General features: G+C 70.5%; 16 protein-coding genes. 10 read left to right on the top strand and 6 right to left on the bottom strand.

Going from position 1 to position 14,455, the window contains the following annotated elements; all coding sequences use genetic code 11:
- Positions 1-7: 7 nt before the first annotated feature.
- Positions 8-823 carry an SDR family oxidoreductase gene (locus ACH34Q_RS22755; protein ID WP_395985032.1) on the bottom strand — a complete coding sequence of 272 codons (816 nt, stop codon included), beginning with the start codon at positions 821-823 and terminating at the stop codon, positions 8-10.
- A gap of 224 nt (positions 824-1,047) precedes the next feature.
- Complete coding sequence (locus ACH34Q_RS22750; RefSeq protein WP_395985031.1) at positions 1,048-1,458, bottom strand: hypothetical protein; 411 nt, start codon at positions 1,456-1,458, stop codon at positions 1,048-1,050.
- 139 nt (positions 1,459-1,597) lie between these two features.
- Here ACH34Q_RS22750 and ACH34Q_RS22745 point away from each other — a divergent pair, with 139 nt between their 5' ends.
- The 3 genes from ACH34Q_RS22745 to ACH34Q_RS22735 all read left to right on the top strand — a co-directional run bounded on the left by ACH34Q_RS22745 (position 1,598) and on the right by ACH34Q_RS22735 (position 5,500).
- Positions 1,598-2,275: a response regulator gene (locus ACH34Q_RS22745; protein ID WP_395985030.1), complete on the top strand. Its 678-nt coding sequence runs from the start codon at positions 1,598-1,600 to the stop codon at positions 2,273-2,275.
- Between the two features lie 109 nt (positions 2,276-2,384).
- Positions 2,385-5,057 carry an HAD-IC family P-type ATPase gene (locus ACH34Q_RS22740; RefSeq protein WP_395985183.1) on the top strand — a complete coding sequence of 891 codons (2,673 nt, stop codon included), beginning with the start codon at positions 2,385-2,387 and terminating at the stop codon, positions 5,055-5,057.
- A 35-nt stretch (positions 5,058-5,092) separates the two neighbouring features.
- Positions 5,093-5,500, top strand: a complete 408-nt coding sequence (locus tag ACH34Q_RS22735) for a pyridoxamine 5'-phosphate oxidase family protein (RefSeq protein WP_395985029.1) — start codon at positions 5,093-5,095, stop codon at positions 5,498-5,500.
- Between the two features lie 139 nt (positions 5,501-5,639).
- On the opposite strand, the gene ACH34Q_RS22730 is transcribed toward ACH34Q_RS22735, so the two are convergent.
- The 4 genes from ACH34Q_RS22730 to ACH34Q_RS22715 all read right to left on the bottom strand — a co-directional run bounded on the left by ACH34Q_RS22730 (position 5,640) and on the right by ACH34Q_RS22715 (position 8,246).
- A complete protein-coding gene (locus ACH34Q_RS22730; RefSeq protein WP_395985028.1) occupies positions 5,640-5,978 on the bottom strand; it encodes a GNAT family N-acetyltransferase in 339 nt (112 codons plus the stop codon).
- Positions 5,975-6,565 carry a Dps family protein gene (locus ACH34Q_RS22725; RefSeq protein WP_395985027.1) on the bottom strand — a complete coding sequence of 197 codons (591 nt, stop codon included), beginning with the start codon at positions 6,563-6,565 and terminating at the stop codon, positions 5,975-5,977. The genes ACH34Q_RS22730 and ACH34Q_RS22725 overlap by 4 nt, the downstream gene beginning before the upstream one ends.
- Positions 6,566-6,621: 56 nt before the next feature.
- Positions 6,622-6,912, bottom strand: coding sequence for a WhiB family transcriptional regulator (locus tag ACH34Q_RS22720; protein WP_395985026.1), 291 nt, complete (start codon positions 6,910-6,912; stop codon positions 6,622-6,624).
- 98 nt (positions 6,913-7,010) lie between these two features.
- Complete coding sequence (locus tag ACH34Q_RS22715; RefSeq protein WP_395985025.1) at positions 7,011-8,246, bottom strand: low temperature requirement protein A; 1,236 nt, start codon at positions 8,244-8,246, stop codon at positions 7,011-7,013.
- A gap of 190 nt (positions 8,247-8,436) precedes the next feature.
- Here ACH34Q_RS22715 and ACH34Q_RS22710 point away from each other — a divergent pair, with 190 nt between their 5' ends.
- The 7 genes from ACH34Q_RS22710 (at position 8,437) to ACH34Q_RS22680 (ending at position 14,455) form a co-directional block, all read left to right on the top strand.
- Positions 8,437-9,186: an SDR family oxidoreductase gene (locus ACH34Q_RS22710; protein ID WP_395985024.1), complete on the top strand. Its 750-nt coding sequence runs from the start codon at positions 8,437-8,439 to the stop codon at positions 9,184-9,186.
- A 43-nt stretch (positions 9,187-9,229) separates the two neighbouring features.
- Entirely contained in the window at positions 9,230-9,664 is a 435-nt protein-coding gene (locus ACH34Q_RS22705; protein WP_395985023.1) for a cupin domain-containing protein, read from the top strand.
- Positions 9,665-9,736: 72 nt separating this feature from the next.
- Entirely contained in the window at positions 9,737-10,531 is a 795-nt protein-coding gene (locus ACH34Q_RS22700) for a class I SAM-dependent methyltransferase (RefSeq protein WP_395985022.1), read from the top strand.
- The gene (locus ACH34Q_RS22695) at positions 10,528-10,770 is read left to right on the top strand and encodes a hypothetical protein (protein WP_395985021.1); all 243 of its coding nucleotides are present in this window, start codon (positions 10,528-10,530) and stop codon (positions 10,768-10,770) included. The genes ACH34Q_RS22700 and ACH34Q_RS22695 overlap by 4 nt, the downstream gene beginning before the upstream one ends.
- Before the next feature lie 64 nt (positions 10,771-10,834).
- Positions 10,835-12,670 carry a ferritin-like domain-containing protein gene (locus ACH34Q_RS22690; RefSeq protein WP_395985020.1) on the top strand — a complete coding sequence of 612 codons (1,836 nt, stop codon included), beginning with the start codon at positions 10,835-10,837 and terminating at the stop codon, positions 12,668-12,670.
- A 52-nt stretch (positions 12,671-12,722) separates the two neighbouring features.
- Positions 12,723-12,917: an SDR family NAD(P)-dependent oxidoreductase gene (locus tag ACH34Q_RS22685; RefSeq protein WP_395985019.1), complete on the top strand. Its 195-nt coding sequence runs from the start codon at positions 12,723-12,725 to the stop codon at positions 12,915-12,917.
- 113 nt (positions 12,918-13,030) lie between these two features.
- A complete protein-coding gene (locus ACH34Q_RS22680; RefSeq protein ID WP_395985018.1) occupies positions 13,031-14,455 on the top strand; it encodes an amino acid permease in 1,425 nt (474 codons plus the stop codon).

Here is a 14,455-nt window from a genome sequence, read left to right as displayed (position 1 = left end):
TGTTGGATCAGTAACGGGCATGGACGACGCGCTTTTGGTGAAGGAAGGTGAGCGGGGGGCGTGTGAGCACCCTGCGGACGGCGATCCGGCCCGGCCAGTCGCCGTACCTGATCCGGCCGAGGAGCGCACCCTCACCGGGCAGCAGCGTCCGCTCGTCCAACTCGGCTCCGAAGTAGCGCGCGCCCGGGTCGGTGAGGACCTCGCGGTGGTCGTTCCAGCCGGCCAGGGCGTGCCGGAAGAACCTGTCCATCCTGAACCGCTCGGGCCCGGCGACCTCGATCCGCTCGTTCAGCGGCGGCCGCACCGCGATCCTTCCGACCGCCTGGGCGACCTCGTCGCCGGCGATGGGCTGGAAGAAGGCCGGAGCCATCCGTATCTTGCCGTCCTCCGCAGCCGACTCGGCGATGCGGCGGGTGAACTCGAAGAACTGTGTGGCATGCACGATCGAATACGGGATGGACGAGTTCTCGACCAGTTTCTCCTGGGTGCTCTTCGCCCGGAAGTAACTCCGCTCAGGCAGCCGTCCGGTCCCCACCACCGACAGAGCGACGTGGTGGGCCACCCCTGCCGCAGCCTCCGCGGCCAGCAGGTTGCGGGTGGAGGTCTCGAAGAACTCCAGCACCGCGACGTCCTCCGGGGACGGTGAATCCGACACGTCGATCACCACGGCCGCACCGGCCAGGGCGTCGCCGAGTCCTTCGCCGGTCAGGGTGTCGACGCCGGTCGTCGGTGATGCCGCCACCACCTCATGGCCCTGCTCGCCGAGTCCGGTCACCAGCTTCGATCCGATCAGGCCAGTGCCACCGACCACCACTATCCTCATGGCGTACCCTCCCGCTCGCCGGGGCATCTTTCGCCGTCCGGTCACCAGGTACGACCGGACAGCCATTGGGCCTGTGACAACTCCGGCCGCATTCGTCCGTTCACGCGCGTACCGGCGTCGGGGTGTCACAGATCGGACCGCTGTCCTGTCGTCATGAGGCGTGCACTCCTGGAGTGACGGGAGTGGGAACGTTTCGGGCGGTCCCCTGGCTCCCGCCTTCCTCCTTACGGGATCTGGACATCACCGCTGGTGACGAGTCGGCCTTGCGCGTCGTACACGGTCGCGTGCGCGGCTTCCAGCGCAGGACGGGAAGCGATGAAGTGGTGACGGCAGAACAGCAGTTCCGTCGGCCTGCCCTTCGCCCGGGTCAGGACGGCTGCGACCACGGGACCGGCGGTGCAGCAGCAGGCATGCTCCGCCTTCGCGATGGCGGACGACCACCGAATTCCGGATTCGAAGGGATGGACATTCGCGTCGATCTGTTCGCCGGGGTGCGGGTCGAAGGGGCGAAGGAGTCTCGTGTTCACACGTTTCATTCGTTCAACCTCGCCGGACGGGCCACCGCCGGGGTAGAGACCAAGGGCCCGCGCGGAAACGCAAAAGGCCCTTCGCCGCCGCCGGCTGTCGGTGATCATTCGCCTTTCCGTACGTTCAGGACCTTTGTCCTATCGCCTAGGGACCTGCGGCCTTCCTGGGGGCCCGGAGCGCCCGGTAGCGTCCATCGCAGTCGATCTACGCGATTCCACCATCATCTGCGGCGAGGAGAACGGTGCCATGGGCGGCCGGACCGGGCGGAGCATCCGGGTGTTCCTGATGGACGATCACGAGGTCGTCCGCCGTGGCGTGGCCGCCCTGCTGTCGTCCGAGGACGACATCGAGATCGTGGGGGAGGCCGGCACCGCGGCCCACGCCCTGGCCCGCGTCCCCGCGGCCCGCCCGGACGTGGCCGTCCTGGACGTACGGCTGCCCGACGGCGACGGAGTCACCGTCTGCCGCGAGATCCGATCGGCCATGCCCGAGGTCGCCTGCCTCATGCTGACCTCCTTCGACGACGAGGACGCCCTGTTCGACGCCGTCATGGCCGGTGCCGCCGGGTACGTGCTCAAGCAGATCCACGGCTCGGACCTGGTCGGCGCGGTGCGCACCGTCGCCTCCGGCCAGTCCCTGCTCGACCCTCGCTCCACCGCCCGGATGCTGCAGCGCATCCGCGAGCGCCAGGAGCGCAAGGACCCGCTGCAGGCCCTCACTGATCAGGAACGCCAGATCTTCGAGCTCATCGGGGAGGGACTGACGAACCGGCAGATCGGCGAACGGATGTTCCTGGCCGAGAAGACCGTGAAGAACTACGTCTCGAACCTGTTCGCCAAGCTGGGTATGCAGCGCCGTACCCAGGCGGCGGCCTACGCGGCCCAACTCAAGGCCGAGGCAGTCAAGGGCCAGGAACCGGAATGACCGGCCGGGCCGGCCTCCGCCCTGGGCGACGAGGGCTTGCGGCTCCTCCGGACGGGACCTTCGCCTCTGATATCCGGCCTCGCGCGGACGCGAGGCTGGGAGCGTGACGATGACGACCGACCCCGGCCCGCCGTACCAGCGCACCGCCTCTGAGGTGGCGAGTGACCTGGTCACCGACATCGGCCGCGGGCTCACCTCCGAAGAGGCCGCCGCGCGGCTGGTCGCGCACGGGCCCAACACCCTCCCAGTGGCACGCCGGCGCGGGCCGGTGCTGCGCTTCCTCCTGCAGTTCCACAGCCCGCTGATCTACGTGCTGCTGGTCTCCGCGGTCATCACCACCGTCCTGGGCGAGCACGTCGATGCCTCGGTGATCCTGGGCGTGGTCCTGGTCAACGCGATCGTCGGGTTCGTCCAGGAGGCGCGGGCCGAGCGGGCGCTGGCCGCGCTCGCCGCGCTGACCCGCACCATCGCCACGGCCGTCCGGGACGGGCGGCGCGCCCGCGTGTCATCGGACGACCTGGTCCCCGGGGACGTGGTGGTGCTGGAGGCCGGCGACAGGATGCCCGCCGACCTGCGCCTGGTCCAGGTCGCCGAGCTCAAGGTGGACGAGTCGGCGCTGACCGGCGAGTCCGCCCCGGTCGCCAAGGATCCCGCTCCGCTGGGCGAGTCCGTGCTGGCCGACCGCCGCGACATGGCCTATTCCGGGACGTTCGCCACCTACGGCACCGCGACCGGCATCGTCACCGCCACCGGCGCGGACACCGAGATCGGCCTGGTGCATCGGCTCGTCGACCAGGCGGTCTCGGTCCAGACGCCGCTGACGCGCAAGATCGCCCGGTTCAGCCGGGTGGTCACCGTGGCGATTCTTGGGCTCGCGGCCGTCACGTTCACCGTCGGGGTGCTGCGCGGACAGCCCGCCGCGCAGATGCTGACCGCCGCGGTGGCCCTTGCGGTCGGCGCCATCCCCGAGGGACTCCCGGCGGTCGTGACGATCACCCTGGCGTTCGGGGTGGCGCGCATGGTGCGGCGCAACGCCATCGTCCGTCACCTCCCGGCCGTGGAGACGCTGGGCAGCGTCACCGTGATCTGTACCGACAAGACCGGGACGCTGACCCGCAACCAGATGACCGTCACCGGCGTCGCCGCGGCCGGCCGCCTGTACGAGGTGACCGGTATCGGGTACGCCCCGCGCGGTGAGATCGTGCCGGCCGACCCGGCCGCGGCCCAGGCGGTGCGCGAGTGCCTGCTGGCCGGGCTGGCCTGCAACGACGCGCGGATCACCCATGACGGAGAAGGCGAAGACGGGGCCGGCCTGGTCGGTGATCCGACCGAGGGCGCGCTGGTCGTCAGCGCGGCCAAGGCGGGCATCGGCGAGGCCCCCGAGCGGCTGGGCACGATCCCGTTCAGCTCCCAGCGCCAGTACATGGCCACGTTGCACCCGGGCGGCACCATCTACGTCAAGGGTTCGGTGGAACGGGTCCTGGCCATGTGCGACACCCAACTCGGCCAGAGTGGCGAGCCCGAACCGCTCGACCACGAAGGCATCACCGAGCTCGCCCACGCGTACGGTGGCCAGGCCCTGCGTGTGCTCGCCTTCGCCCGCGCCCGCACCGATCCCGCGGCCGACCGGCTCGGCGACCTGCCCCGGCTGGTCTTCCTGGGGTTGCAGGCCATGCACGACCCGCCCCGGGACGAGGCGGCGCGCGCCGTCCGCGCCTGCCGGACCGCGGGCGTCCAGGTCAAGATGATCACCGGTGACCATGCCGCCACCGCCCGCGCCATCGGTGCGCGGATCGGCCTGGGCGGCCCGGTTCTGACGGGGACGGATCTGGCCGCTTGCAATGATGCCGAGCTGGCCGCCGCGGTCGAGGAGACCGCCGTGTTCGCCCGGGTCTCTCCGGAGCAGAAGCTCCGCCTCGTTCAGGCACTGCAGAGCCGGTCGCACGTCATCGCGATGACCGGGGACGGCGTCAACGACGCTCCGGCGCTCAAGCAGGCCGATATCGGTGTGGCGATGGGACGCGGCGGCACCGAGGTCGCCAAGGAGTCGTCCGACATCGTCCTCACCGACGACGACTTCGCCTCCATCGTGGCCGCCGTCGAGGAGGGGCGCGGCGTCTTCGACAACCTGGTCAAGTTCATCGTCTGGGCGCTGCCCGCCAACATCGGCCTTGGCCTGGTGCTGATGGCGGCGATCCTCGGCGGCGGCGAGCTGCCGATCCTGTCCACCCAGGTGCTGTGGCTGAACATGACCGCCGTGCTCGTGCTCGGGCTGCCGTTCGCCGTCGAGCCCCGCGACGAGAACATCATGCGGCGCCCACCCCGCGACCCCGCCCTGCCCCTCATCACCCGTCCCTTGACCGCCCGCATCCTCCTGGTCTCGGCGTTCCTGCTGGCCGGCGCCTTCGGCCTCTTCCACTGGGAACAGGCCCACGGCGCCTCCCTCGACCAAGCCCGCACCGTCGTGGTGAACGTGTTCGCGGCGACGCTGCTGGCCTACCTGTTCAACTGCTTGTCGCTGGACCGGCCACTGCTGTGGCGTGGCGTCCGCCGCAACCCCTGGGTCGGCGCGGGTGCCCTCGCCCTCATCGCCATCCAGATCCTGTACACCTACGCACCCGTCATGAACGACGTGTTCCACTCCGCGCCCCTGGCCGCCCCGGCCTGGGCACGCATCGCCGCCGTGGCCGTCCTCACGTACGCGGTCGTCGAACTCGCCAAATGGGCGTCGGTCCGTACCGCGCACCATGTCCGTCCCGAAATCAGGGACTTCGGTCCCTGACAGGGGTCCCGCGAACCAGGAAGCCTGAGGCCGCCATGCGACTCGACCACGGCGGGCTGGAGATCCTCGGCACCGGGGAATGCCGGGCTCTGCTCGCCGCCACGCCGCTCGGGCGCATCGTCTTCACCGACAGCGCCCTTCCCGCCGTCCAGCCGGTCAACTACGTCCTCGCCGAGGGCGACGTGATCATACGCACCTGTCCCGCGTCCCGGCTCGCCACCGCCGTCCACGATGCGGTCGTCGCCTTCGAGATCGACGACTACGACGCCGTCTCCCGTACCGGCTGGTCCGTCGCGGTCATCGGGCGGGCCCGGGGGGTGACCGACCCGGCCGACCTGACCACCCTGCGCGCCCTGCCCCTCCACTCCTGGGCGCCCGGCGAAAGCGGGCACTACATCCGCATCCACCCCCAGATCATCTCCGGCCGCCGCACCCTCTCGTGAATTCCGCTCGGCGGACTCCAGCATCAGCGGCTGGTGCCGCTCTCGGTCGCCGCCATCTGGTCAGGCCGATGGACCTGGTGGGCTGGAGCCAGATCGACCGCTGTCGCGAGCGACAGCGGTCGACCGAAGCCCTGGCCGGCTACCGCCGGGTCAGCAGGTCCTGGTACTCGGGGTGGCGTTTGATCCAGGCGGCGTAGAACGGGCACACCGCGCGCACTGTCAAGCCGTGTGCCCGGGCGGCGTCCAGTGAGGCGCGGACCAGCGCCGTTCCGATCCCGTGTCCTTCATACGCCGGGTTCACCTGCGTGTGCACGAACGTGATCCGAGTGGGTTTTCGCGCGTACTCGGCGAATCCGGCCAGGTTGCCGTCGAGCCAGGCCTCGTAGCGTCTGTCGATCGGGTTGTCGGTGACCTTCACGGTGGTGATCAGGGCCTCGTCCGCTTGGGCGGCCGGTGGTGCTGTTCGACGGGGGATCACGCGCGGATCAGGGGTGTGTCGACCAGGTGCTCGGCGAGGAACCAGGTCTGGGCTTCGCCGGTGCGGACCACCGAGGAGACGATCAGGTCGTTGCTGCCGTCGTCGCCGAGCTCGGCGACGCGGGCGGCCGCGTCGCGCGCGTCGATCAGGATCAGCTCGTGTGCCTCAAGCAGCCGCGAGAGCATGGCGGGCACCTCCTCCACGCCGTTGGGCGGGCGCGGGACGCCGGTGATCTCGGCGGTGTGGCGTGGGTCGCCGACCGCGACACCGCCGAGGCTCTGTACCCGTTCGGCCAGCGTGTCGACGAGGGCGAGCTGCTCGTCGGCGTGCTTGTCGAGCACGAGGTGCAGCTGATAGAAGGTGGCGCCGCGTACGAGCCAGTGATGCTTCTTGTAGAGCGAGTACAGCATCTGCGTGTCGGCCAGGATGCGGTTCAGGCGCTGGCAGGAGTACATGCGGGTGTCGTGGGACAGGCCGATCGGAAGCTGCTTGACGGTGCCGAAGGCCTGCAGTTCACGGCCTTTCTGGTGCAGCAGAGGCTGGGTTCCGCCAGGGATGGACGTCGCGGCGGTGGCTGATGTGGTCATGAAAGGCTCCTTGAGGGCGAGACCGATTTCGCTGGGGTCATCGGAGGGCTGGCGGATCAGGTGATGTCGGCCTTCTGGGCGTGAGGATGCGCGGGACGGCCGGCTCTTCGGCCCGCCCGGAGCCGGCGGCGCTCGTCGGGGGTGGTGCCGGCCCAGATGCCGTCCGGCTCACCTGTACTCAAGGCCCACTCCAGGCACGGGCTCGCGGCGGGGCAGGCGGCGCAGATCCGCCGGATCGCCGCGATCTGTGTCGTGTAGACGGACTCCCCGGCCACCGGAAAGAACAGATCGGGGTCGAGTGAACGGCACGACGTCGACTCCTCCCAGTTCAAGGTCGTCTTGGTCATGGCCGCACCCGAGCGGGATAAGGGCGTCCGGGGTGGTCCGGTGTCGGCCCCGTCGTTGGTCGTCACTGTCCCTCCAGTCACTGCTCGTTTCATGGGAATCATTCGGTGGGAACGGGCACCTGCGGGATCCAGGGCCTGCGGCCGCCTTTCGGAAGGATGGTGATGATGGTCGTCAGGACGCAGACGCCCGCGATCGCCGCGATGACGGAGGCCACTCCGATCCGCGGTGCCGCGAGCGGCAGGATCAGGACGGCGGTGGCGGCGGACAGCACCGCGGCGGGGTGGGTGACCGGTTCGGTGACGATGGGCCTGTGGAAGAGCCAGTGCGTGACGACGAACGTCGCGGCGGGGATGGCCACGGCGTAGCAGATGGCGAGGGGTGTGGCCTTGAGGTCGTGACCGGTCTGCTCGACCGCTACCTCGAGGCCGGCGCCGAGGGCCGTGAGGGCGGCGAAGATGGCGTAGTGGCCGTACCCCCACAGGTAGGACCGGTGCCGCCGGTCGTCGAGACCTTCGCCTGCCGGGGCGAGGAAGTAGAGCCACCAGAGGGCGAACAGCAGGACGAGGCCGGAGCCGGCGATGATGACGAGGGGGGCGCTGACCTCGGCCGCTTCGAGCGCTCCTTCGACTCCGTTCGAGGCGGCCAGGACGCTCTCACCGAAGAGGATGATCGTGAACAGGCCGTAGCGTTCGGCGATGTGGTGCGGGTGCCAGTTGGTGGGCCTGGCCCGCTCCGCCCACCGCGGCACCGCCAGTTCCAGGACGGCCAGGCCGATGAAGGTCGGCAGCTGGATCGCTGACGGAACGTTTCCCGTCTCGGTGAGGACGAGACGCAGGACCCATCCTGCTTGGAGGGCGGAGATGCCGGCGGCGTAGCGCAGCGCGGTGCGGCGGCCCGCGGAGTCCTCGGCGCCGGCCCGCAGCCATTGGGCGACGAGTGCGATCCGCATGATGAAGTAGCCGAGCGTGATCGCGCGGTAGTCGGAGTCGTCGGCCGCGGCGGGTACCCCCGCGGCGAGGACCAGGGCACCGGCCATCTGCACCATGGTCAGCAGCCGGTAGGCGACGTCGTCGGTGTCGTACGACGACGCGAACCAGGTGAAGTTCATCCACGCCCACCACACCGCGAAGAAGACCTGCAGGAACGGGGCGAGCCCGGCCATGGCGTGTCCGTCGGCGATGTCGTGGGCGAACTGGCCGGTGACGGCCGCGACGGCCACCACGAAGGTGAGATCGAAAAGCAGTTCGAGCGGGCTGGCGCTGCGGTGCGGCTCGTCGACCGGGCGCGCGGTCATCCGGACCCGGATCCGGTACCTGGTGTCTGCCGGCGGCACGATGTCGCTCCCGTCGCTCCATGAGTCCGTCCTTTGAAAGACAGGGCAGCGCCCCCGCCTGTGACACCTCGCGTCGAAAGCGCGACTTCGAAGATCTCTGGCCGGAGTTGTCACAGCCATGAGGGGTGCCCTGTCTTAACTGGCGACCGGGGCGCGCACCGAGCGCCCCGGGCGAGAAGGAAGGACTCTCATGAAGATCGTGGTAATCGGCGGTACCGGCATGATCGGGTCGAAGCTCGTGGCGAAGCTCGGCGAGCACGGCCATGAGGCGGTGGCCGCCGCGCCGAACACCGGCGTCGACACGCTCACCGGCAAGGGACTGGACGAGGTCCTGACCGGTGCTTCCGTGGTGATCGACGTGTCGAACTCCCCCTCGTTCGAGGACGCCGCGGTACTGGAGTTCTTCGAGACCTCGACCCGCAACCTGCTGGCGGCGGAGGCGAAGGCGGGGGTGCGCCACCATGTCGTGCTGTCGGTGGTGGGCACCGACCGGCGGCCCGACATCGGCTACTTCCGGGCCAAGCTCGCCCAGGAGAACCTGATCAAGAAGTCGTCGATCCCGTTCTCGATCGTGCACTCGACGCAGTTCTTCGAGTTCACCCGCAGGATCGCGGACGGGGCCACGGACGGCGCCAGCGTCGCGATGCCGCCGGTGGCCTTCCAGCCCATCGCGGGTGACGAGGTCGCCAAGGCGGTCGGCAGGACCGCGGTGGGCTCGCCGCTGAACGGGACGATCGAGATCGCCGGACCCGAGCGGCTCCAGATGGACGAGTTCTTCCGGAACGCCCTCGACGCCTGGGACGACCCGCGCAAGGTCGTCACCGACACGCACGCGCACTACTTCGGAGCGGAGCTGAACGAGCCGGACCTCGTGCCGGCCGGCGAGGCGACCCTCGGCGAGATCACGTACGCCGACTGGTTGAAGTCCTCCGGCGAATAGCGCCTCAGCCCGTCCCACGCCCATCGGTCAGAAAGGTTGTCCCATGTCCGGCACTGATCCGGTCACCGAACCGGAAGCCAGGTCGTCCGCGTGGCAGACGGCGCTCACCGTCCTCCAGGAGGCCGAGCCGCCCTTCATCCCACCGGGCGCGCACGTGATGACCGTGGTCATCGAGTACCCGCCCGGCGATCCCGGTACGCCGCCGCACCGGCACTCGGGACCCGCCTTCGGGTACGTGCTGGAGGGCGAGATGCGGCTGGAGATCGAAGGGCGGCCGGAGCGGGCCGTCGGCGCCGGCGAGGCGTTCTGGGAGACCGGCGGCGACGTCATCCACTACCAGGACGGCAACGGCCGCGACGATGTCCCGCTCCGTTTCACCGTCACGATGCTCTGCGAACCCGGCAAGCCCATGCTCACCCTGGTGGACGAGGCGGAGCTCGCCCAGCGCGCCCACCTCCGGGCCCCTCGCGATTCCTGACCCACCACCACATCACGACAGCGGGCGGTCCGCCGGGAGAGCCGGCGCCGTCGACCGGACAGGAGACCTGCTGTGACCGCATCGGCAATGGTCGCCGAGTTCGATGACGTCGCCGGCTGGACCGCTGACGCCGTCGAGCAACTGGGGGAGCGGCACGCGATTCCGGCCGCCTGCCGCGGCAGCGCGAATCCGGCCGCACTCGTCTGGCTGGCGGAGGCGTGCGAACTGTCGGCAGGGACCAGGCTGCTGGACGTCGGCGCCGGAACCGGAGGTCCGGCGGCCTGGGCGGCCAAGCGGTTCGGGGTCCGGCCCATCCTGCTGGAGCCGATGCCGGCCGCGTGCCGCGCCGCCGCCCGGCTGTTCGGGCTGCCGGTCATCCAGGCGAGTGGCGACCGGATGCCGCTCCGCACGGAGTCGGCCGACGCCGCCTGGTGCCTGGGAGTGCTGGACACCGTCCAGGACAAGGCCGCTCTGCTCCGCGAAATCCACCGGGTGCTGATGCCGGGTTCCCCGCTGGGTCTTCTGGTGGTCGTCGCCCGGGGCCCGTGGGTGTTCCCGGCTCCGGACGGGAACGTCTTCCCCACTCAGCGGGAGCTCGTGGAACTCCTCGCCGGTACGGGGTTCGAACTGGTCGAACAGATCGACCGGCCCGACGGCGCGCCGCTGTCGTGGTCCCAGCGCGCCGAGCAGGTCGCCGCTGTCGTGGCCGACAGGCACCGCCACGACCGCGCCTTCGCGCTGGCGGTCCGCCAGGGCGAGAGCCTCACCCGCCTGTTCGCCTCCGGACAGGTCTCGATGCAGCTGATCCATGCGGTCAAGCGCCCGGCCCACGGGCGTCCGTCCAAGCCCTTCCTGGAGGAACGATGAGCACGAAGACCGGCGACGACGGCTTCGAGATCGAACTCGAGATCGAAATCAAGGCGGAACTGCACCTGGCCGAGTCGAGCCGGCCGCAGGAGGTCGCCGGCCTACCGGCCTCGGAGTGGCCGTTCGATCCCGTCGACGTCCAGCGCGAGGAGATCGGACTCCGCAACCTGCTCGGTGCGATCGAGGAGCTGGAAGGCCACTCCCGTCCCGGCCGGCACGGCTCCGGCGAAGGCGCCTGAGCCCGCGGAGGCCGGAGAGTTCAGCCGTTCCGATCCAACCTTCGACAGCCGAAGCGAGACACCCGTGAATCATCCAGGACAGAACCAGCATGCCGTTGTCCCCGCCACGCCGGCGCGGATCGCGACACTCGACGATCTGCGTGAGCACCTGCAGTGGGCGATCGAGCTCGAACACGCGACCCTGCCGCCGTACCTGTGCGCGCTCTACTCGCTCGACCCGCGACGCAACCCCGAGGCCGTCGGGGTGGTGGCGAGCGTCTTCACCGAAGAGATGCTGCACCTGGCGCTGGCCGCCAACCTGCTCAACGCCATCGGCGGACACCCGCGGCTGGACCTGCCGCGGATGCTGCAGCCCCACCCGCGCCGGCTGCCGCACGGTGACCGCACCCTGGAGCTGTCGCTGCTCCCGTTCGGCCCGGAGGCTCTGGACGTCTTCCTCCGGCTCGAACGGCCGGCACCGCCCGGCGCCCCGGCGGAGAGCGACGGCTACGAGACGATCGGGCAGTTCTACGCCGCGATCGAGGACGGGCTGCGCCGCTTGTGCGACGAACTCGGCGAGGAGGAGGTCTTCCGCGGCGATCCTGGCCGCCAGGTGACCAACGTCCACTTCCGCAACACCGCCGGCCGGCTGACGGCGGTCGCCGATCTCGCGTCGGCGCTGGCCGCGCTGGAGGTGATCGTCGAACAGGGTGAGGGCACGGCCCGCGGCGAGGTCTGGGACGGCGACCCGGACGTCCACCATCCCGACCGGGACGAGGTCGCGCACTACTACCGCTTCCAGGAGCTGAGAGCCGGCCGGCGCTACCGGCGCGGCGACACCCCGCACTCCGGCCCCACCGGCGAGCCGATCGGTGTGGACCTCGACGGCGTCCGTCCGATGAGGCGCGACCCGCGACTCGCCGACCACGCTCCGGGCAGCGCGATCCGTACGGCCCAGGAGGAGTTCAACCACACCTACTGCGCGATCCTGCACCTGTTGGAGCAGGCCTTCAACGGCAGCCCGAGGATGCTCGCGGTCGCCACCGGCACCATGTACGGGCTCAAGGCGCAAGCCGAGGCCCTGATGCGGATGCCCGACGGAGAGGGCACGACCGCCGGGCCCACCTTCGAGTACGTGCCGCCCGAACTCCGCCGGTGGAGCATCGGCGATCAGCGCCGGATCGTCGTCCTCCCCGACGGCCCCTACCTCGTGTACGGCGGAGTGCCGCTCAGCCGCAAGCGCAAGATCGTCTCGGCTGGGGGCGACGCGCTGACCTGGAAGACCGGCGAGGCTCTGCCCACCGAGGAGACCTACGCGCTGTGCCGCTGCGGCCGCTCCGGCTCGAAACCGTTCTGCGACGGCACCCACGCCGTGATCGGCTTCGACGGCACCGAGAACGCCGTCACCCGGCCCTACGAGGAACTCCAGCACGTCCACGACGGGATCGGCATCTCCGCCCAGCGGGTCGGCGAACTGTGCATCCACGCCGCCTTCTGCATCGGACGCACCCGGCCCATCGCCAAGATGCTCGACGACACCGGCGACAGCGATGTGCGCTCCAACATCATGGGCCGCATCGACCACTGCCCCTCCGGTTCCTACAGCTACGCCCTCGAACGCGGCGGCGAGACCATCGAACCCGACCTCCCCCAGGCCATCTCCGTACTCGAGGAGGAGGACGGCCTGGCCAGCGCCCTGTGGGTCACCGGCGGCGTGCCCGTCCTGCGTGCGGACGGGCGGCCCCTGGAGACCCGCAACCGGATGACCCTGTGCCGCTGCGGCCACTCCGCCGGCAAACCGCTGTGCGACGGCACCCACCGGGAGATCCATTTCCGCGAGGAGGCCGCCCCGGCAACCGCCCCGGCCGACGAAGCGGCCGCCGCGAAGGAGGCCCCCACCGGGCAGGAAAGGGCCGCTTGATTCCGCTCGGCTCGCCTTGCCCCGACACCTCGCTCCAGGCCGAAAGGAAATGATGAACACCACCTTGGACGGAAGGGACGCCCTCATCACCGGAGCTTCGTCCGGCATCGGTGCGGCCACCGCCCTGGCACTGTCGGCGGAGGGCGCCCGCGTGGCGGTCGGGGCCCGGCGCGCCGACCCGTTGAAGTCGCCGGCGGCCGAAGCGCCCGGCGAGGTGCTCATCCGACCTACCGACCAGGTCCCATAGGCGCGTACGCCGCGACGAGACCGCGGCACCGATCGCCCGCTAGACCGGGGCCGGGCCGCGCTGCTTGCTGATCAGCTGGAACCACCACGATCCGCCGAGCCGAGGAGGCACTCATGAGCGCGAAACCCGCCCGCCGGAAGCTGGGGTTGTGGATGGCCACGGCCCTGGTGGTGGGCAACATGATCGGGTCGGGGGTGTTCCTGCTCCCCAGTTCGCTCGCCGCGTACGGGCCGATCAGCCTGGTCGCGTGGGGGTTCACCGCGACCGGCGCGATCCTGCTGGCCCTGGTGTTCGCCCGCATGGCCCGGGCCTACCCGCGTACCGGCGGCCCGTACGCCTACGCGCGGCGGGCGTTCGGGGACTTCGTCGGGTTCCAGACCGCCTGGGGCTACTGGATCGCGGTGTGGGCCGGCAACGCGGCGATCGCGATCGCGTTCGTCGGCTACCTCACCCACTTCTGGCCGGCGCTGGGCGATGACAAGCTCCTCGCCGCCGGTGTGGGTGTGGCGACGATCTGGCTGCTGACCGCAGTCAACGCCTACGGCGTCCGCGGGGGCGGCGCCGTCCAGGTCGTGACGACGGTGATCAAGCTGGTGCCGCTGCTGCTGATCGCGGTGGGCGGGCTGTTCTTCATCGAGGCCGGCAACTTCGGTGAGTTCAACGCCAGTGGGGGCAGCGCCTTCTCGGCGGTGACCGCCGCCGCGGCCCTCACCCTGTGGGCGTTCATCGGCCTGGAGTCGGCGACCGTCCCGGCCGAGGACGTCAAGGACCCGGAGAAGACCATCCCGCGCGCCACCATCGCCGGGACCGCCCTCACCGCGCTGATCTACATCCTCGGCACCGTCGCGGTCCTCGGCCTGGTACCGGCGGCCGCGCTGGCCACCTCCACCGCCCCGTTCGCCGACGCCGCCGACGCCGCCTTCGGCGGGTGGGCCGCCGACCTGGTCGCCGCGGGCGCCGCCATCAGCGCGTTCGGCGCGCTCAACGGCTGGATCCTGCTCCAGGGCCAGGTCCCGTTCGCCGCCGCGCGCGACGGGCTGTTCCCCCGGGTGTTCGCCCGCACCGGACGCGGCGGCACCCCGATCGTCGGGCTCGTCGTGTCCAGCGTCCTGGCCTCCGGGCTGATGCTGATGAACTACAACGCCAGCCTCGTCGACCAGTTCACCTTCATCATCCTGCTGGCCACGCTCACCACCGTCATCCCCTATGCCTACGCCGCCGTCGCCGAGTTGGTGCTGCTGGCCACCGACCGCGCCGCGTTCTCCGGCGGACGGCTCGCCCGGGACGCGGTGATCGCGCTGCTGGCGTTCGGCTACTCGGCCTGGGCGATCGCCGGCGCCGGCTACGAGGTCGTCTACAAGGGCACGCTGCTGATCTTCGCCGGCATGCCGGTCTACGCCTGGCTGAAGTACCGCAACCAGCACGTCCACTCCCAGGCGATGGACGACGCGGTCGAAGCCGCGGTCGACGACGCGGAACTCTATGGCCCGCCGCCCGGCCGGCCCGACCAGCCCGAACCGCCCGCTCAGGCCGCCTGA

It is taken from the genome of Actinomadura sp. 9N407 (assembly GCF_044326315.1).
In the GTDB taxonomy this organism is placed as follows: Bacteria; Actinomycetota; Actinomycetes; order Streptosporangiales; family Streptosporangiaceae; genus Spirillospora.
The sequence above is the reverse complement of the archived record's forward strand: the minus strand, read 5'-3'. Positions and strand labels throughout refer to the sequence as shown.

Excerpts from the sequence above, each read along its gene's own strand:
- ACH34Q_RS22755 (WP_395985032.1), bottom strand. The coding sequence starts at position 823 with ATGAGGATAGTGGTGGTCGGTGGCACTGGCCTGATCGGATCGAAGCTG.
- ACH34Q_RS22750 (WP_395985031.1), bottom strand. The coding sequence starts at position 1,458 with ATGATCACCGACAGCCGGCGGCGGCGAAGGGCCTTTTGCGTTTCCGCG.
- ACH34Q_RS22745 (WP_395985030.1), top strand. The coding sequence starts at position 1,598 with ATGGGCGGCCGGACCGGGCGGAGCATCCGGGTGTTCCTGATGGACGAT.
- ACH34Q_RS22740 (WP_395985183.1), top strand. The coding sequence starts at position 2,385 with ATGACGACCGACCCCGGCCCGCCGTACCAGCGCACCGCCTCTGAGGTG.
- ACH34Q_RS22735 (WP_395985029.1), top strand. The coding sequence starts at position 5,093 with ATGCGACTCGACCACGGCGGGCTGGAGATCCTCGGCACCGGGGAATGC.
- ACH34Q_RS22725 (WP_395985027.1), bottom strand. The coding sequence starts at position 6,565 with ATGACCACATCAGCCACCGCCGCGACGTCCATCCCTGGCGGAACCCAG.
- ACH34Q_RS22720 (WP_395985026.1), bottom strand. The coding sequence starts at position 6,912 with ATGACCAAGACGACCTTGAACTGGGAGGAGTCGACGTCGTGCCGTTCA.
- ACH34Q_RS22710 (WP_395985024.1), top strand. The coding sequence starts at position 8,437 with ATGAAGATCGTGGTAATCGGCGGTACCGGCATGATCGGGTCGAAGCTC.
- ACH34Q_RS22705 (WP_395985023.1), top strand. The coding sequence starts at position 9,230 with ATGTCCGGCACTGATCCGGTCACCGAACCGGAAGCCAGGTCGTCCGCG.
- ACH34Q_RS22695 (WP_395985021.1), top strand. The coding sequence starts at position 10,528 with ATGAGCACGAAGACCGGCGACGACGGCTTCGAGATCGAACTCGAGATC.
- ACH34Q_RS22685 (WP_395985019.1), top strand. The coding sequence starts at position 12,723 with ATGAACACCACCTTGGACGGAAGGGACGCCCTCATCACCGGAGCTTCG.
- ACH34Q_RS22680 (WP_395985018.1), top strand. The coding sequence starts at position 13,031 with ATGAGCGCGAAACCCGCCCGCCGGAAGCTGGGGTTGTGGATGGCCACG.